The sequence below is a fragment of the Erysipelothrix aquatica genome (assembly GCF_009828825.1).
Taxonomy (GTDB): domain Bacteria; phylum Bacillota_I; class Bacilli_A; order Erysipelotrichales; family Erysipelotrichaceae; genus Erysipelothrix; species Erysipelothrix aquatica_A.
In genome coordinates, this window is sequence record NZ_WTTA01000002.1 from 255,055 (window position 1) to 273,712 (window position 18,658).

Annotated in this window: 19 protein-coding genes; 2 read left to right on the forward strand and 17 right to left on the reverse strand. The window is 39.1% G+C overall.

All coding sequences use genetic code 11. From position 1 onward, the window contains the following. Position 1: 1 nt before the first annotated feature. The 8 genes from GVV22_RS04475 to rlmD (GVV22_RS04510) all read right to left on the reverse strand — a co-directional run bounded on the left by GVV22_RS04475 (position 2) and on the right by rlmD (GVV22_RS04510) (position 9,310). Positions 2-1,453 carry a DEAD/DEAH box helicase gene (locus GVV22_RS04475; RefSeq protein ID WP_159648952.1) on the reverse strand — a complete coding sequence of 484 codons (1,452 nt, stop codon included), beginning with the start codon at positions 1,451-1,453 and terminating at the stop codon, positions 2-4. Positions 1,454-1,547: 94 nt separating this feature from the next. Beyond that, a complete protein-coding gene (locus GVV22_RS04480) occupies positions 1,548-2,564 on the reverse strand; it encodes an acetamidase/formamidase family protein (RefSeq protein ID WP_159648953.1) in 1,017 nt (338 codons plus the stop codon). Between the two features lie 199 nt (positions 2,565-2,763). After that, entirely contained in the window at positions 2,764-3,438 is a 675-nt protein-coding gene (locus GVV22_RS04485) for a DNA alkylation repair protein (RefSeq protein ID WP_159648954.1), read from the reverse strand. A 90-nt stretch (positions 3,439-3,528) separates the two neighbouring features. Then, a complete protein-coding gene (locus tag GVV22_RS10965) occupies positions 3,529-4,686 on the reverse strand; it encodes a MucBP domain-containing protein (RefSeq protein WP_201290687.1) in 1,158 nt (385 codons plus the stop codon). A gap of 127 nt (positions 4,687-4,813) precedes the next feature. Further along, positions 4,814-5,782 (reverse strand): tRNA dihydrouridine synthase, encoded by a 969-nt coding sequence (locus tag GVV22_RS04495; RefSeq protein WP_159648955.1) that lies wholly within the window; start codon positions 5,780-5,782, stop codon positions 4,814-4,816. 153 nt (positions 5,783-5,935) lie between these two features. Beyond that, positions 5,936-6,133 (reverse strand): YwbE family protein, encoded by a 198-nt coding sequence (locus tag GVV22_RS04500; protein WP_159648956.1) that lies wholly within the window; start codon positions 6,131-6,133, stop codon positions 5,936-5,938. Then, the gene (locus GVV22_RS04505) at positions 6,133-7,671 is read right to left on the reverse strand and encodes a DEAD/DEAH box helicase (protein ID WP_159648957.1); all 1,539 of its coding nucleotides are present in this window, start codon (positions 7,669-7,671) and stop codon (positions 6,133-6,135) included. The genes GVV22_RS04500 and GVV22_RS04505 overlap by 1 nt, the downstream gene beginning before the upstream one ends. A 229-nt stretch (positions 7,672-7,900) precedes the next feature. Continuing rightward, positions 7,901-9,310: a 23S rRNA (uracil(1939)-C(5))-methyltransferase RlmD gene (rlmD, locus tag GVV22_RS04510; RefSeq protein ID WP_159648958.1), complete on the reverse strand. Its 1,410-nt coding sequence runs from the start codon at positions 9,308-9,310 to the stop codon at positions 7,901-7,903. Between the two features lie 445 nt (positions 9,311-9,755). Here rlmD (GVV22_RS04510) and GVV22_RS11170 point away from each other — a divergent pair, with 445 nt between their 5' ends. After that, the gene (locus tag GVV22_RS11170) at positions 9,756-9,944 is read left to right on the forward strand and encodes a DDE-type integrase/transposase/recombinase (protein WP_419178508.1); all 189 of its coding nucleotides are present in this window, start codon (positions 9,756-9,758) and stop codon (positions 9,942-9,944) included. 395 nt (positions 9,945-10,339) lie between these two features. Here the strand turns inward: GVV22_RS11170 and GVV22_RS04520 are convergent, their stop codons facing one another. The 4 genes from GVV22_RS04520 to GVV22_RS04535 all read right to left on the reverse strand — a co-directional run bounded on the left by GVV22_RS04520 (position 10,340) and on the right by GVV22_RS04535 (position 15,334). Then, positions 10,340-12,922, reverse strand: coding sequence for a DEAD/DEAH box helicase (locus GVV22_RS04520; RefSeq protein WP_159648959.1), 2,583 nt, complete (start codon positions 12,920-12,922; stop codon positions 10,340-10,342). Further along, positions 12,919-13,365 carry a hypothetical protein gene (locus GVV22_RS04525; protein ID WP_159648960.1) on the reverse strand — a complete coding sequence of 149 codons (447 nt, stop codon included), beginning with the start codon at positions 13,363-13,365 and terminating at the stop codon, positions 12,919-12,921. The genes GVV22_RS04520 and GVV22_RS04525 overlap by 4 nt, the downstream gene beginning before the upstream one ends. A gap of 83 nt (positions 13,366-13,448) precedes the next feature. Next, complete coding sequence (gene rlmD / locus GVV22_RS04530) at positions 13,449-14,813, reverse strand: 23S rRNA (uracil(1939)-C(5))-methyltransferase RlmD (protein WP_159648961.1); 1,365 nt, start codon at positions 14,811-14,813, stop codon at positions 13,449-13,451. A gap of 5 nt (positions 14,814-14,818) precedes the next feature. Beyond that, complete coding sequence (locus GVV22_RS04535; protein ID WP_159648962.1) at positions 14,819-15,334, reverse strand: HNH endonuclease; 516 nt, start codon at positions 15,332-15,334, stop codon at positions 14,819-14,821. 164 nt (positions 15,335-15,498) lie between these two features. Here GVV22_RS04535 and tpx point away from each other — a divergent pair, with 164 nt between their 5' ends. Then, the gene (gene tpx / locus GVV22_RS04540) at positions 15,499-15,981 is read left to right on the forward strand and encodes a thiol peroxidase (RefSeq protein WP_159648963.1); all 483 of its coding nucleotides are present in this window, start codon (positions 15,499-15,501) and stop codon (positions 15,979-15,981) included. Positions 15,982-16,043: 62 nt separating this feature from the next. On the opposite strand, the gene GVV22_RS04545 is transcribed toward tpx, so the two are convergent. The 5 genes from GVV22_RS04545 to GVV22_RS04565 form a co-directional block, all read right to left on the reverse strand. Next, positions 16,044-16,196: a hypothetical protein gene (locus GVV22_RS04545; RefSeq protein WP_159648964.1), complete on the reverse strand. Its 153-nt coding sequence runs from the start codon at positions 16,194-16,196 to the stop codon at positions 16,044-16,046. Between the two features lie 141 nt (positions 16,197-16,337). Then, the gene (locus GVV22_RS04550; RefSeq protein WP_159648965.1) at positions 16,338-16,811 is read right to left on the reverse strand and encodes a hypothetical protein; all 474 of its coding nucleotides are present in this window, start codon (positions 16,809-16,811) and stop codon (positions 16,338-16,340) included. A gap of 195 nt (positions 16,812-17,006) precedes the next feature. Continuing rightward, entirely contained in the window at positions 17,007-17,297 is a 291-nt protein-coding gene (locus GVV22_RS04555) for a hypothetical protein (protein ID WP_159648966.1), read from the reverse strand. Between the two features lie 96 nt (positions 17,298-17,393). Continuing rightward, a complete protein-coding gene (locus tag GVV22_RS04560) occupies positions 17,394-17,933 on the reverse strand; it encodes an NADPH-dependent FMN reductase (RefSeq protein WP_159648967.1) in 540 nt (179 codons plus the stop codon). Between the two features lie 93 nt (positions 17,934-18,026). Beyond that, positions 18,027-18,569: an NADPH-dependent FMN reductase gene (locus tag GVV22_RS04565; protein WP_159648968.1), complete on the reverse strand. Its 543-nt coding sequence runs from the start codon at positions 18,567-18,569 to the stop codon at positions 18,027-18,029. Between the last annotated feature and the right edge of the window lie 89 nt (positions 18,570-18,658).

An 18,658-nucleotide genomic window follows, 5' to 3' on the forward strand; every position in this document is an offset into this window, starting at 1 on the left:
ATTATCGTAAGGACGCGTTGACCGCTTTTTGAACGCGGCGTGGTTTCCCTTTTATAGAATGTGTTTTAAGATGTTTGAGAACTTGCTCGCCTTTACCATTATGAATATCAACATACGAAGAATCTTCCAACACTGAAATAACGCCAATATCATCCGCATTCATTCCTGCAAGGCTTGTGATTGCACCAACAATGTCTCCAGGACGAATTTTTTGGTTTTTTCCACCACGGATATGGAGCTTCATAATTTCGGCATCAAAATTCGCACCCTTTGTTTTGCGTGGTTTTTGTTTTCGATTCTGTTTATTTAGGAACATTTCTTTACGTGCTTCTACTAGTGACGCACTCGGATGTTTCATATCAAGGATTTCATACATTGAGTCCGTGCCATTTTCTTGAATCCAATATTGATCATCACGGCTCAATAACGAAACGGCAAGTCCCTCTTTATCTAAGCGTGCCGTACGGCCAATACGGTGGGTGTATGTTTCCAAATGATGTGGTGTATCAAAGTTTACGACAATCTTCACATCATCAATATCAAGACCGCGTGATGCAACGTCTGTCGCAACTAAGAAGCGGAATTGACCCGTCTTAAATGCATGAATTGTTTTTGTGCGCTCTTTTTGATCCATGCCACCATGAAGTTTGCGAATATCAACTCCTGCTTCTTGAAGTTGTGATTCAATCTGATCTACTTTTTCTTTGGTGTTTGCGAAGATGAGACCATGATCCGGATTTTTTACAATTAACACGGATTCAAGGAGCGCAATTTTATCTGCTTCATCGACGGTGTATGCCTCTTGCACAATCCGTGTGCTTACATCATTTTGGGCATCAATGCTGACGGTGATTGGATCGTGCAGAATACTTTCTGCAAATGTCTTAATTGCTTCAGGGAATGTCGCTGATAATAGGATAATTTGGATTCCCTCTGGCATATATTGTAAAACATCATCAATTTGTTCTAAGAAACCCATACTGAGCATTTCATCTGCTTCATCTAAGACAACTGTTGTTACTTCAGAAACATTGATTGTTTCTTGTGTTAAGTGATCAAAAAGACGACCGGGTGTTGCCACCACAATATGTGTTCGTTGTGCCAAGTCACGGCGTTGATGTTCAAATGAGTCCTTACCATAAACCGCTTGGACTTTTAGCCGTTTATTGCGTCCAATATTTGTCAGTTCATCACGAACTTGTAATGCAAGTTCACGGGTTGGTGTTAAGACAATGGTTTGTGGTGTTCGAATATCCCAGGATGTTCTGTCGACAACCGGAATACCAAATGCTGCCGTTTTTCCACTCCCAGTTTGTGATTTAATGAGTACATCACGTTTATCAAGAATGGGTTGTATCGTTTCTAATTGTACGTCTGTTGGCTCTGTATAGCCTAATGTTTCTAGTGCTTGTAATGTTTTTGGATCCAGTCCAAATTTATTGAATGATGTCATATTTATACCTCTTGTACGTATTATAACCTATCTTAGAAAAAAACACGCAATTTTGCGTGTTTAAAAATAAATCTAAGACCATTCCAGGCCTGTATTACTGGAAGATGTCTTTTCGAATCCGACAATGGACACCTTTCACACCATTTGCGACTTGGCTAATATGAAAATCAGCATGAACACTTAAAATTGAGTATGCCAGGGTGCGTGATACACCGTAGTGTTGGGCTAAGAATGCAACACCTTCTAGGGCTGCTTGGTGTGTTGCTTTATCTAAATCTGCATCAAATCCGTGGACCATCCAATGCGTATCAGTTTCTAATACTGGATTCTCTTTTAATTTCATGTTTTTATGAAGAATGAGTTGAATCCGGCCATTAACACTGCCTTCAATCGCTGTTCCACTAAGTTCGGCATCACCTTGCGCAAAATGACTATCGCCAACATAAAAACCAGCGCCGGGATTGTTGACTTCATAGTACATGGACGTTCCCACTACAAAATTTTTATTATCAACATTCCCACCGAAATACTTGGGATGGGTTGTGTCTACTTTACCTGTCTCTTTCGGCGTGACTCCGGCAATCCCGAAATGTAAGTTAAGCGGAATCTTGACGGCGTCTGTGACTGCGATTCGCTCAACTTCAGATTCATAACGAATTTGTCCTGGTTTTTCAATCTTTCCAGGGTATGTATACATAAATTCTGGAGATGCAGTTACCCCATCTTCATTGATTTTATAGATGTAGATGTATTCTGTTTGGTCAAATGCATCTGCCAATTCTCCCCAATTCGCAAGAACGTTTGAACCGTAAGGCATCCGAGGTTGAAGGTCAAGTATTTTTGCCTCCAACACATCCCCAGGTTCTGCACCTTCGATATAAATTGGTCCCGTTACGATATGATCTCCCATATTCCGATCTGGAAACGCATCATAAATTGCAGCAATTGCTTCATCCATCAAGAGTTCGGGGGCGTCTCCTGATTGGTGGCATATTGCTTCAATTTCTACTATATCTCCTGATTTCACTACAAGCGCTGGTTGCCAACTCTTGTCATAATATCCCCAATGTACCGTGTGGGGCGTTGCGGGTAGTTTGTGTATCTGACTCATAAGTATCACCATGACTTTGTATAGGCTTGCGACTATACTCCTTGTACTCTAATTATAATTTCCACGAGTTTAGAACGCTTTTGCCATATTGGACAAAGAAAAAGGGATAATTTTCGAAGTTTTATCCCTTTTTGCTATCCGTCTATTTAAACTCAACTTAAGACATTGCCTAAGAATCAGCAATGTCTCTTTTAGCTCTTTATTTTCGTTTTCGACTTAGGACCGCTTCGATCCACGCTGGAGCATACGCTGAAGTACATCCTGGCGCCACCTTCATATCACGATATACCCCTAACGATTCGCCAATCGTAATGCATCTTTGCGTGTAATCGGCAAAGCGAAATCCAATTTCACTCAACGCCCGATTCATCATCCACTGTGTTTGTGGTGAAGCTACTACAAGTCCGGCTTCAATTGTGTCCAATATGACCGCTATTCGATCTGCCTTTAACGTTTTATCATGACCGATTTCATGCACAACCATACTCCAGTATGCGCGTCCAAATGCATCTCGTGCATCTTCTTTAAGTTCTTTTTTCAAGGCTTCAGAATCTGGAATTGCTACAAGAGTTCGAAACAAGAGATCATCTTGCAACGGTTCGTAGGTCGCTTGATCAATCATTGAGAGTGCTAATGCTACCGATATTTGGCTAGGATCCATAAGCATCACTGCTAAAAGTTGCGCATCCACGATATCACTTTCCCATAACTGCAGTGACAGTTCATGATCCATTCCAATTGTCTTTGCAAGTTTTCGGATAGGACCCAAAGTCACACCCAATGTCGTTTCAGGTGCTCCTTGTTTTATCATTGATTTGCGCCGAGAGGAACTTGCATGTGTTTTAAGGAATTCCATCGTTTCTTCATAGGTCATAGATATCGCCTCCATTTGCAACATTATAAAATAAATTGGAAATTCAAGCCACTGCCGTGCATAAAAGAACTCGGATAAACCGAGCTTATTTTATGATTCACATTTTTTATAAATGACGATTCCTACACCGACAATAGCGAGTGTGACTCCAATATTAAAGAGTTTATCACTCATTCCTGTCTTAGGAAGCGTCTCTTGCGGTTGCTTTGGCGTTACCGGTTTAACTGGTTCAACTGGTTTCACAGGCTCCACTGGCTTAACTGGTTCAACTGGCTTAACAGGATCAACTGGCTTAACAGGATCAACTGGCTTAACAGGATCAACTGGCTTGACAGGATCAACTGGCTTGACGGGATCGACTGGTTTTACAGCATCCTTCTCGAAGACAATCGTATATTCGCGATCAACACGCTCATAAATACCACTTAAAATATTGCCTGCTTTTAATTTATAACCATCAATCTTTGGTGCGAGTATCTCATAGGCACTTGCAACTTTACCTGTGATGGTGACATCTTCCATCAATGTATTACCCTCTTCATCAACAAACTTAAATGTATTAACAGGTTGGCGCAATTGAACATTGTATGTTTGATCCCCTTCAACAAAATCAATCGGTGCTTCGCCAACTGGGCCAACTACAATGTAGTCATCCACAATACTATTGAATGGCATCGTATCCGCTGGAACATCTATTTGCATTGCAGGCTCGCTCACATCATAGTAACTCAACAAATGACGTCCTGTCATTGTTTCGGTTAAGAGTACTTCTTCACTCCCATTAGCATTTACCAAGGTATAAGTCACTGTGTTTGTTGGTGCGAGTGCATACATGACGCGAACACCATCTATGACCAATCCCTTTGCGTCGGCATCAGCGACTATTTCGTTATAATCTATTGTTGTGCCATAATAAGCCATTCCTGTATCGTTGGTAAATGTTATGAGCGTGTAATAGAACGCATACGTCCCGTCAGCAGGTGTCGGATAGAATGGGTTCGCTACCGTTTCCATCGGACTCACGACTTCTGGTCTTTTCACAGTCAAGATCGGATTGGATGGGCTTAGTGCGACTGAATCCTCAACAAGCGGATTTACCACAATAACTTCTTCACCTTTACTTACTGCTATCAAATTTGTTTTATATTCAATGACAGGAATTTCATAGTCTGACGTTTGAGCTTTCGTATTGCCAACACTTCCGAATACGAGTAAAACCATCATCATTGATGCTATTATTTTCTTCATATTTATCCCCCGATTATGTCTATATGTGAAGTCTACCATATACTTTTATTGTATTGCAATTATTCTAACTGTAGCTTAATAATTAAGAAAAACCTGTGAACATAACAGTTCACAGGTTTCTAATTGCTTAAAAGAAGTCGTGTGATGCTTCAAAGGCATCAATCATTGCACGTGCTTCATCAGTTGTTGTTTCCATGAGTTGAACACGCAAATCGCTCGCTCCTGGAAAATCACGAACATAGATTTTAAAGAAGCGACGCAGTGGTTTGAACACACTTGGTTCATCTTTGGCATATTTATCAAATTCATCTAAGTGGAAACGGAAGAGGTCGAGGAGTTCTTTCGGACTGTGATCTTTTGCCTCTTTTTCAAATGCAAATGGATTGTGGAAAATACCACGACCAATCATCACCCCATCAACACCATATTTTTCTACCAGCTCCATGCCAACTTGGTAGTTGGGAATATCACCATTAATTGTTAGAAGGGTATTCGGTGCAATTTCGTCACGCAGTTTTTTTATTTCTGGAATTAATTCCCAGTGTGCATCAACTTGACTCATCTCACGTTTCGTTCGTAAATGGATGGATAAATTCGCGATATCTTGTTTAAAGATATGGGTTAACCAGTCGCGCCATTCTTCAACACGGGATGTTCCCAAACGTGTTTTGACACTTACAGGAAGCCCTCCAGCTTTAGCCGCTTGAATTATTTCTGCAGCGACTTCTGGTCTTTTAATAAGGCCTGATCCGCGACCATGTTTGAAAACATTGGGCGCTGGACATCCCATATTAATATCGACACCTTTGAATCCCATTTCTGCCATTCCAATACTCATTTCACGGAAAAACTCAGGACGATCACCCCAAATATGTGCAACAAGTGGTTGTTCATCTTCAGTAAATAAGAGACGGCCACGCAAGCTATCACGTGCTTGGGCATGGCAATAACTTTCGCTATTCGTGAATTCTGTAAAGAAAACATCAGGACGGGCTGCTTTCGCAACAACATGGCGAAAGACCACGTCAGTTACGTCTTCCATGGGTGCTAAGATAAAAAATGGTTTGGGCAAGTCTTGCCAAAAATTATGGTTCATGGGGAAATCCTCTCATAACAGGACTTCATCATGCCTGTTGCTTCTATTCTTTGTATTTTAGAGTAACTCTCGCGTGTTATTGTTACATTTTTTTTATTTTTTTTCAAGCAGTTAACCCAACGCATTAAAAGAGATGCCGTGGCATCCCTTCTTTTACGATTCTAAGATTTCACAAACCCGGCCGACAATACCACTTTCCAGCATGACTTTAATCCCATGGGGATGATTTGCGGAGTTTGTCAGAAGACGTTGAACAACACCTTCGGTTGTTTTACCTGTTCGTTGGTCTTGCTTTTGAACGACCAACACACGGAGTCCGGGTTTAATATTCTTGCGAAGTTTTGGATCCATTAACGTTTACCTCGTTTCGGGCCATTGCCTTTTTTACGATCGGCATAGAATGGTTTCTCTGCGAATGAGCGGGATGCATTTTTCGTACGGGCTTCCCCACGCATATTGAGATCTTTCGGCTTTCCAGTACCTTTTACTTTTTTCGGTTTAGCGGGTTGGCTGTCACGACGGTCATATTTTTTTTCACCTTTTGCATCAAAACGTTTATCTGAGAAACGACGATCAGTTTTTCTATTTGATTTACGCGCATTATCTTTTGCGGCAGGTTTTACGGATTCTACCCGTGGTGAATCATCAAAGCGACGACGCTTGGCACGTTTTGCTGCTTGGCGTTCAAGATCGCGTTTGCTTGGATTCTTTTCGCTCTTACGACCACCTTGACCTGGTTTAGCCTTCGGTGTTTTGTCTTCCAACGGGAAGTCGAGGTTTTCAAGCACTGTTATTTTTTGTTTCGTCAATGCTTCGATGTCTTTAAGCAACGGAATCTCATTATAGCTTACATATGAGAGGGAGTTTCCACTATGACCCGCACGTCCAGTACGACCAATCCGGTGTACATACGTTTCTGGGACATCCGGCATATCGTAATTAATAACATCGTTTAATTCATTGATATCAATACCTCGTGCAGCAATATCCGTTGCTACCAAGACTTGGGTTTCATAGTTTTTAAAATTATCTAAAGCCATTTGACGCGCATTCTGTGATTTATTGCCATGGATAGCTTGTGCTGAAACACCACGACGCATCAAATCACGGACGACACGGTCTGCACCACGTTTTGTTCGTGTAAATACAAGCACTGGTCCAGGATTTGCTTTCGTAAATCTTTCGAGCAAGTGAATTTTATTGACTTGATCAACATATTGGACTGTTTGCGTAACGGTCTCAACGGTTGATGATACAGGTGCTACCGATACATGAACAGGATCAACAAGTAATCCGTCCACAATGTCCGTAATCTCTTTTGGCATTGTTGCGGAGAAGAAGAGTGTTTGTTTCTTTTTCGGCAGTAATTTCACTAAACGACGAATGTCATGAATAAACCCCATGTCTAACATTCGATCCGCTTCATCAAGAATAAAGATTTCAATTGATGATAGATCAACATAACCTTGATTGATTAAATCCACCAAACGCCCGGGTGTTGCAACCAATACATCGACACCCGCACGCAAAGCGCTGACCTGTTTCCCTTGACCAACACCACCGAAGATGACAGTTGATTTGAGGGGAAGGTGATGGCCGTATGTTTCAAAACTTTCATAGACTTGCATCCCTAGTTCTCGTGTCGGTGTTAAAACCAAAGCTCGAATTGGGCGACGACGATCTTTGCGCGGATTTGTTGCAAGAAGTTGCAGTGTTGGAACGGCAAACGCTGCAGTTTTACCTGTTCCTGTTTGTGCCAGTCCTAAAACATCACGACCTTGTAATGTGACCGGGATAGTTTGTTCTTGGATTGGTGTTGGCTGTGTATAGCCTGTGTCCTGCAGTGCATTTAAGATTGCAGGCATAATTCCTAATTCTTTAAATTCCATAATTTCTCTTTCTTTTCTAATTGTGATATCTTTTGGTAATTATTCCGACCAAAAGAAAAGAGTGTGACCACTCTTATTCATCTACTAATGTTTTTGTACAAATGAATGACTCAATACATTAATAATACGTTTTTTCACGAAGAAAGTAAACCAAAGCGTCTCTTAAGAACACGAGTCTAGCGATAAAAATCCGTAATCATGACGCATCATCCTGTAATTCTTTATTAGTTTATTGTGCAGTTTGTGTTTTTTGAAGTAAGACAACCGTCTCAACATGAGCAGTATGTGGAAACTGATCAACAGGTTGAACTGATACCAGTTCATATCCAAAATCTCGAAGTGACTTAATATCTTGTGCTAAACTTTTCGGTGCACATGAGACATAGATCACTTTATCAGTACCAAAACGACCGATACTACGCATTACTTTTCCACCAGCACCACTACGCGGCGGATCTAACAGTAGAATATCCGGTTGTCCCCATTCTTCTTTCAGTTTGGGTAATCCACTGCGGGCATCACTTGTCATAAAGAAGGTATTCTCTAAACCATTATCATGGGCATTACGGCGTGCCGAGATTATTGAGTTTTCCACAATTTCGATTCCAGCTAGCGATTGGCTTTTCGCTGCAAACGGTAAACTAAATGTCCCAACACCACAGAATAGATCCAACATCTTCATGGAATCATTCACGTCTGCCATCTCAAGTGCCAAATCAACAAGTTTTTCTGCCTGGACTGGATTTGCTTGAAAGAAAGTATCAGGCCAAATTCGATATTTAAAGCCATTGAGGACATCTACCAAATAATCGCGACCGTGCAAGATGTGAACGGCATCGGCTTGGATACGCTCTACCGCTTCAGCATGTTCAATCCATTGCAGACTGACCAATGAATCAAATTGTGTGGTCATGATTTCGATAAGTTCTTTGATTGCCTCTGGGAAATCCTCTGGTGATTGTGTTGCATAGAAAACAACCATTAACTCTTTGGTTGTGAATGAGTAACGCATCATGAGATTTCGCAGCAAACCTGTTTCTGTTTCTTTATTGTATCCAGCAAGCTCATATTTATGTTGCCAAGCACTGACGGTATGTTTTACTGCCACCATGATTTCTGGCATCAAAACTGAATCTTTAAGGTCAATAACTTTACGGAAGTTTCCTTGTTGCGTCATGCCTAACTCGCCATTCACACCAAACGTTAACTCCATCTTGTTACGATAACGCTCCGGTTGTTTCATCCCAATGATCGGTTGAACCAATGATGTATCAAAACCCTCTTCATCCAAATACTGTTTTACCATGTTTTCTTTGAATTGGAGTTGTGCGTCATATTGCATGTACTGTAGCGGTGTTCCACCCGAAACTGATTCATCAATTGGGACATCCATATTACGAGTTGGGCCGGGTTGGAGCAACGTATCATAAGCTAGTGTAGCTTTTCCACGACCCTTCGCATTCGGAACACTCACCCGAACAACATCTCCTGGAACAACATTTGTAATAAAAAGATTCAAACGTCTTCCCTGCGATCCTTTTTCCGGTGCATGTGTATAACGTGCGTATCCATATCCATATTCATCAATGTGATCAATCGTGACATCAAGCACCTCAGTTGGGTATGTAATTTTCTTCATTGTTTCACCTCAAGTTTGTAAATTTAATCGTCTATCATTATACGATAAATAATGTAAATTAACACCTATTAGCTTTTTTGTTAGCCTTAACAATTAAAAAAGGCGCCTAGATTCGACGCATTTTGGATTGGTACTATAGGCAGTAAAATGATTTAAACTCTATTCAGAAGTCGAAACAGATAATGGAGAGATTTTTACCGCTTAACAAGTTAGAGAACTTCAGAAACAAATTGCATTACTCAAAGAAGAAAACCTCATCTAAAAAAATAATTGCCATATTCACACCCCACCCAAACAACGACTAGAAGCGATCAAGTTCCTTTAATCAAAACACAAGATATCACGTCGTTGTAAAGCTCTAAATGTTAACCGTTCTACTTACTACAACTTTTTAAATCGTGAACCTTCATTCAAAGCTTCTCAACATACTAATAATGAAGAGTGTATAAATTTTCTTAATCAAGAATTCAGTCCTTCAGAACCCAATAAAGTATGGGTTAGCGATTTTACTTATATTAGAACGCCTAAAGGACTTCGTTATCTTTGTGTGATTATGGATTTGTATTCTCGTAAAATCATTGCATGGAGGCTTTCTAATCGAATGAATTCGACCTTAATACTTAATGTCTTCTAAGATGCGTACAATACAAGAAATCCTCAAGGAGAATTACTCTTCCATTCGAGTCGTGTTTCACAGCATCGCTCTTTCAAAGTAAGAAAAGTAATGGATGACTATAACGTAGTACAATCCTTCTCAAATAAATCATATTCTTGGGACAACGCGGTTATAGAATCATTTTTCAAATACTTGAACAAAAAGAAACAAATCGACGTTCGTTTTAGAAACCGAAAACTGACAGAAATGCCGGTTCAGCTATATCAATGATTTTTGCAATCCGTTCAAACCTCATTCGTACAGCGATTGGCTATCACCTAACGAAAAAGAACTTGAATTTATTCGATTAATTTCATAAATGCTGTCCAGTTTAATGACATCGAACCAATGTAGGAACTGTTCAATGATTCTTCTTACTTATCACTAACCTGCGGTGTCTTATCAAGAACGGCCAAAGTTTTTTCTACAACTTCCGAGTTAAGTGATTTGTACATTTTCTTATCACCAATGATATAGAATTCTTTCTTAGCGCGTGTAGCTGCCACGTTCATTAAGTTTGGTTCAGAAACCGCCCAGCGAGCAGCACCAATTTCTTCCATGCTTGCACCTAAGACAAGATAAACAATATCTGCTTCTTTTCCCTGAAACGTATGAACTGTACCTATATTTGATTTTTTAAACCCAATTGTTCGCAACGCTTTTTGTAATTGAATAACTACGTTTTTAAAAGGAGATATTATGTAAATGCTCGGTTGCTCTTCTTCCCTTTTTTCAAGTCTACTACTTATCTCAGCTTTAAGAAACTCAGCTTGCTCCTTGACAAACTTGTTATCTGATTTCCCTCCAATATCAATCCAAGTTCCTTTTCCTGGATTAGCCATATTTGGGGGCAATACCATCTGTCCTCCATAAGAAATTTCGTTTGAAATGCTAAACATAGGGTCTAAACAGCGGCGATGCACCCACAATGGCATTCCAATCCATTCCTCTTCTGTTTTTCGATAACCAAATTGACTTGCATTATCTACGTGGGTTTGAACTGATGAGTATCCATTAACAGTATTTTCCGAAGCAGTATAGCTAGAAGCAATTAGTCCAATAACACCGTTGCTCAACGGTACTACTGGAGTTATCTGAGATGGATCACCAACCGCCATAACTCGCTTGCTTCGTATAATTGCCCCAACCGCTGACTGTGGCGTTGCTTGACCAGCTTCATCAATAAATAGATTGGCTATTGAGTCTATGCCCATATGTCTAAACATTCCACCAAAGCTCGCAAATGTGGTGCTTATTACTGGAATTGCAAAATTTATCCAACTCCACGCCCATGTAATTAAATATTTCTTCTCTGGAGTCGCATAATCCTGAATTTTACTCCAAATTAGCCAACTACCATTCAAACTTTTCACATTTTCATATAGAAACTGTTTTCGTACAGCCATTGCGGCAATAAATAAGTTTGTTTGTTCTACGCGATAAGCTTCGGAAAACCATGGATTATCGAGTTGCAAATCTTGGTATGTTTGTGTCAAATCAAGTGGTTTAACGTTTGACGCATTAATTTCTTCTTTCAATAAACTTATTCTGTATTTCAATTCACTTATATTTTTCTTGCTTCCATCTTTCCAAGTCAGGAACTTAATATTAGAAGATTTTATTTCTTCACCATATTTCTCCTTCAGATGTTGCATTTTATTTAACTCTTTTAATTCATTATTATGACTCTCTTCAATAATTTTTAAATTCTCAAGTAACTCAGTTAAAGAGTTAGAAGCACTTGAAAGTTGTTCCAAATAAGTATGAACAGATTTATGATTGATAATTTTTAATAACCAAAGCATAAACGGCTTTTGCTGTTTTATAGCCCTCATGTTCAATTTTGAAAATTCTAATTGTCTCAAAATATTTGCTTTATCAACTTCCAAAGAGTGCAATTTAGGCTCTGTTAATGCAATCGCATCATCAATCTCCTGGACCAGCTCTTCGTTTCGAGTTATTTTTTCATTCAACTCAATTTTCTTCTCAGAAAGTTCAAGCTGAAATTTCGTTGTTTTCTGGTTCAGTTTATCTTCTAGTGGAAGAAGTCTCTTATGAATATCTGCTATTTTTTGTGCATCATGGCGCATTTGATTCACGAGATTATATTGTTTAGTAAAATTCTGATATACATCTTCATTCGAACTAAAATCAGAAGACTTAAGTACTTTAGTCATCTGTTTTACTGTCTCGATCATTTTTTTACGGTTTTCACTTTTTCCGCCTTCAATTGCAAACATCCCCCAATTTTCACTATTCGTAAAATAATCAGTATCTAGAATACTGTTCAGAAATTGTTTATCAATTTGTGCCTGCTGGGGAAGTTCATTCACAATATTTTGAACTGCTCCATTATTAGAACTCGCAACCAAAATATTTTTATCCATTATATGATTCGGCATTTGAGCAATTTTACCACTCTTATAGTAAGTAGCGGTTTCTTTTAAGTGCTTATCGTTTAGCTCGCATATTTCATATGCCTGACGCACAACGAGTTCAGCAAAAATGTCCTTCAGAAGTGTTGTCTTACCTGTTCCTGGTGGCCCATTAACACCAAGAATTCTATTTGTATCATTAATTGCTACATTAACAGCAACTTGTTGCATTAACGACAACCCCCACTCTGGATTAGATGGAAAACGACCTAATGGATAGTTTTTAGGTTCAAGTATTTCGGTAATATCTTTTACATTAAATAACTTACTCTCCTTGTTGCTATCTAAATTAGTTTCTTTTCCCGAAAATCCAAATATGTAGCGATTTATAGTATCAGACTCGTTGTCTTTTGCTAGATTTAAATCATTAATATAGAATGAGTGTAAAAATGGGTCTCTTTTTGTAACATCTTCCTGAATTTCGTAATAGTTTTGAATGGACAGACTAGCCTCTTGCTCAATTAGCTTGGACATCCCTTCTTCAAAATCATATTCAAATAATTCCGCCAAACGCTTATTCAAAGCGTCTTCTTCATTTGAAATTTTAGATGGAAACTCTCCATCCTATGCGCATATCCGCTTATTGTGTAAAATAAAGATTCATCAACTAACTTGAAGCTATCATCACTAGTTATAAACGATACGCAGTACGTAAATTTTTTCAAATTACTATCGTCTCTATACTCTTCAGGTAACTCAAATTTATCAGACAACTCATTTATTAAATCATCAAATTTAAAAACATCAAAGAAAATAGTGAAGCCGATATTTTTTGCTTTTTTCTCTGATGGTTTTTTACGTTCCTTAAGCTCATTTAATTTATTTGTAAAAAAAACAGTCCAGTTTTCACATGAAGTCGGTAATTGTTTATACTTTACATTTCCTCCTTCTTTTAAGTCAATATCTCCTTCGGAAAACTGCTCTATTGCAATCCATGCATCTAATACATTTTTTGTTTCGTACATCGTAATTGCCCCCCCTATTTAAAATTGCTAGTGAACTATATTAGGCAAAAAAAACCAAATATCAAATATTTCAAAGTGATACTTTATTTCTTTTTCGTAAGCAATACTACCGTTTCCACATGCACCGTCTGTGGAAACATATCCACGGGTTGCACCGCTTCTATTTTATATCCTGCATTCGTATAACTTACGAGGTCCCGTGCCAGTGTCGCAGGATTGCAGCTTACATATACAATCCGCTCTGGATTTGATTTTATGGATGCTTGAATGAACTGATCGTCTAAGCCTTTTCGCGGTGGATCAACAACTAACACATCAATGTTTAAGCCATCGGCGACCCACTGCTGCATAACATCCTCTGCTTTTCCAACTTCGAAATCGACATTATCAATGCCATTTTCCATCGCATTAAACTTAGCCATTACAATGGCGTCGGGGACGATTTCTACAGCATAAACATGCTTTGCGTGGTCCGCAAGATTGAGCGAAATTGATCCAATTCCGCAATAAGCATCAATCACATGATCTTTATTGGTTACGTTCGCAAGTTCAATTGCAGTTTGGTAAAGGACTTCCGTTTGTTTTGAATTGACCTGATAAAAAGACTGTGATGAAATACTAAAAGTTTTCCCCATCAATTTATCAGTATAAAAATCATTACCATAAAGAACATTGTTTTCACGGCCCATAATCGTGTTCGTTTTTTGATCGTTTATGTTTTGAACGACGCTTACGACATTATCAATATTTTCCACAATATCTTGAACTATTGCTTCCCCTTGGGAAAATTTGTGACCATTCGTTACCAAGATAATCATCAGATCGTTCGTTATTTGTCCACGTCGGACAATAACATGACGGATGAAACCTGTGTGTGCTTGTTCATTGTAAGCGACACTCTTATGTTTACGAAGAATATCACGAACGGTAACGATTGCTTCATCAATTTTTGGATCTTGGATATGGAAATTTTCAATAGGAATCAAATCGTGAGACCCTCGTTTGAAGAATCCTGTTTCGAGTATTCCATCAATTTCACGAACCGGTATTTGCGCTTTATTGCGATATCCCCAAGGATTCTCCATCCCTAGTGTTGGTTTTACTTCGAGATGTGAAATATCAACCATCTTCGACAACGTGTCATGAACAAGCTTGCGTTTAAATTCAAGCTGATATTCGTAAGACATATGCTGCAGGGGCATTGTACCGATTCGAGTCCCTACTTTATCAGTAATCGCGACACGATGCTTTGACGTTTCATAGAAATTGATAACACGACCATATGCAAACTTCTTGAGTACTTTCGTAACACTCATCTTTATTTTTTCACCAGGTAACGTATTTTCAATGAATATAGGGAACCCTTCTATTTTCGCAACACCGAAACCTTCATGAGTGATGTCGATAATTTCCACATCATATGTATCGTTCTTTTTTAATTTAATCATAAATTTTACCTTCTATTCTCAAGAGAATCGAGTGCCCGCTTTATGGCACCCGCAACAGTCGCACGGTTATAGCGTGGTTGACCAAAATGGTGCGTCATTAAGGTCAATTGGTGTTTAAATGCACGATCAAATTCGTCGCGATCAAAGTAGCCTTTGGTTTCAAGCATGGCATCCAAACTACTTCCATAAATGAACGTAAATTCACGTTGGCCTTGGTGATACCAAAAATCGACGCCATCCGGCAATTTGTACGCCTTAATCCAATCCCAAACGATTGTACTATCGTCAATGTTGGGATTATCGATATGACAAAACTTACACAGTAGGACAAAATTTTCAGGACTATCCGAGCCACCTAACGCATGGGCAAGAATATGACAACGATCCAGACGTCGCTTTACACCACAGCGCCAGCAATGGGTTGTGGCTTGTTTCAAACTTACATTAGTATCTGAAAAATCTATCTGTGTTTCCCAGTAATCTACGATTTGTTGCTTCGTTGTTTTAATACGTTTTGTCATAATGTGCCTCACTGTTTTCATTATAACAAATAATGAACTCAATCGTTCATTCTTTAAACTTTGTGGAAAAATGAGCGAGCGAAAGCGAAAAGATTGATGTATATGCTTTGAGGCAGTTCCCTTTTCAACGTATAATGAAGCTAGAAAAGGAGTTGTGATTAAATATGGAAATTACTCGTAAAGGCGTCCCAACAACAATTGAAGGGGTCCAGCCAAAAGTTGGTGATACTGCTCCCGCATTTGCACTAACAAATCTCAATGGTCAAACAGTTACTGTCGATACTCTAAAAGGTAAGAAAACAATTGTTTCGGTTTTTCCAGATATCAATACGCGTGTCTGCGATTTACAAACGCGTCGTTTCTTCCAAATTGCGAAAGAGCTACCAAACGTAAATATCGTGAATATCTCAAACAATACAATCGATCAACTCGGTGGTTGGTGTGCAACTGAAGGAATCGAAGCTGAAATGCTCAGTGATGCAAATCTTGAATTTGCGAAAGCATACGGACTGTTCATGCCTGAATTTAATGTGTTAGCACGATCAATTTTCGTCTTTGACGAAACAGGTACAATTACATATGTCGAAATCGTCCCAGATATGGCAACTGAGCCAAATTATGATGCTGCAATTGCTGCATTAAACTAGACGTATTTCTAAATATTAAGAAGGCGTGAACGTATGTGGTTCACGCTTTTTTTATAATAAACTCATATTTTTTCTGTAATTGATTTTACTTGAATCTGCTGTCTCAGGTCACTCAATTCTTTGCGAACCTTCTGTAGATCGCGATCAATTTTAACTAAGTAACAAATGGCTGTAACGATAATGCCAAAGACTGCTCCAAAAATCACTGCATCCATATCAAATCCTCCTTATCCTATTATATGAAAGCAAACCTGAAGAAGATGAGAATCGGTTTAACTTGTCAATATTTTGGGTCAAAACGTCATTGAAAAGGTCTATTTCTTCCGTTGCACCAAAAAGGACGATAGCTCGTCCTCTTACTGCACATAGATTTTTCTAAAGTAGGTCGCCTTGATGTATTTTCCATCGTCAAAATGAATTGCGGTATACATGTCCCCACTTTCCATAAGTTTGCGTTCAAAGCTAAACACATCCATCTTACTTTGCGCTAAATGAGACGTATCAACCGAACCGACATAGTCAACCTGTACACATGGTGAAACTTCAAACTTTTCAAATTGTTGAAATTGGGATTTGAAAGCTGTTGCCATCGTTGTTTCTACATAAAAAACGTAGTCCATATATACTGTGTCATTTTCTGCAGTAACGTTACCACATGATTTGACCCACAACGGACCATCGACCACTACCTTCAATGCTTTCAAGCGACTTAGAAAACGGTAAATAACACCCTGAAGATCGTTCACATCTAAACCTAAATGTGTTTCTTTGATGCCACTTTTAAGGCTAAGACGCGAAGGGTAATGGAGCGGCAGTTTCTGTTCAATCATGTTGAAACACTTCCTTTTTGGGAAAGCGGATTAACCGAATTAACGTATAGATCCATAAAATATAGATCTGGATTGAACCAAACATTGATAACCCAAAGCAATGTCCTTCTTGGTACTGCGTCCAATTTATCAAAACCGCAAGGACGCTTAGCAGAGTATATACAGCAACTTGTGCAACTAAAATCGCAAACTCATTTAAGTGATGTAGTCGAGAAACTTCCACGCAACCCCCATTGAAACACCACTCGCGGCAGCGATAACACGCATTACTGAGTTGATACCGTGCTTTCGAACAACATAACGCACAGAATGTCCTAACATTCGTGCAGCAAGCCAATACTGCCCATAAACAAGGGCCGCTCCAAGAGCAATTGAACCTGCAATGACTGCACCGTACAAAGCTGCGCGTTCCCAACTTCCTCCATTCAGATTGTGTGTTTCTAATTCATCCAACATCGTGTAGTGTTGTGGTAAAGCGAGTTCCATTAAATCAAACCTTTCTTGAGACTGACTTCTCAACACTAAGTACGCACAACATCTTCATACCCCTAAAAAAAAGACCAGCTTCGCTGATCTTTTAAACTATTTAACTTTATTATAGTATTCGACAAAGTTATCCATAACCATATTGATAAACTTTACGGTTCCTTCGTCATTCAAGTTGCCATTCTCATCAAATTTTGTATGGGATGCAGCCAACAGAATGTCATTACCCGGAAGAATACGCATTGGTAAACGATTCAAAATACTATGTAAACTTAAGAATCCACGTGCACCGCCGGTCATCCCCATTGATTGCGCCGCAATCAAACCTGGTTTGTTCGCTAAATAAGGGGAACGACTTGCCCAGTCAATGGCATTTTTTAGAACACCAGAGGTTGAGTTGTTGTATTCTGGTGTAATAAAGAATACTGCATCTGCATTTTTCATGGTTTCCAAGAATTCCGTCACTGCTTTTGGACGTGTGTCAGGAGTATCAAAGTCGCCATTATAATGCGGTAAATTAATATCTACAATCTCGATATCAAATTTATCGCGGTGCGCATTTTGAATATACTTGCCGAGTTTTAGCGATGATGAATCCTTTCGCAAACTTCCTACTAACATTGCTACTTTAATCATATTATGCCTCCTTCAATTCATTTACATTATACCATGCCTATGAATGTTGTCTTTATTTATGCTTTTATGAAAAAGCCAGCTTTCGCTGGCATCTTATGCTTTGACCATATGATAATGTGCGATAAAGGCATCCATAACGCTATCAACAAGCTCAATTGTTTCTTGATCCGTTAAGACTCCCTCATCATTTATTTTTTGGTGTATGCGTGATACCAAGATCTCGTGTCCTGGTAACAAATGCATTGGAATGCGTTGGAGAATTTCGTGCAAGTGGGTATAAGCCCGTGCACCACCTGTCATTCCCATTGATGTCGTCGCAATCAAACCCACTTTTTCTGGAAAATGTGGAGAACGACTCGCCCAATCAATGGCATTTTTAAGCACACCTGAAACGGAGTTGTTGTACTCTGGTGTAATCATCATGAATGCATCAGCACTTTCCAATTCGTTGTAAAATGCTTGAATTTTTTCAGGACGTTTGGCGTCGTTGTCGACATCACCATTGTACAAAGGTAAGTCCAAATCAATAATCGTAACATGAAGTGTATCTGCATATCGTTTTTGAATATGATGTGCGAAACTCTTACTGCTATTCTTCTCACTGATTGAACCAACCATAATTTTCAGATTTATCATTTCTAGCCTCCTGTCAATTATTATAACGAATAAATCGATAATTGCATTATTTATGACCCGCATTAAATATATTTAATCGCGTTTGAATT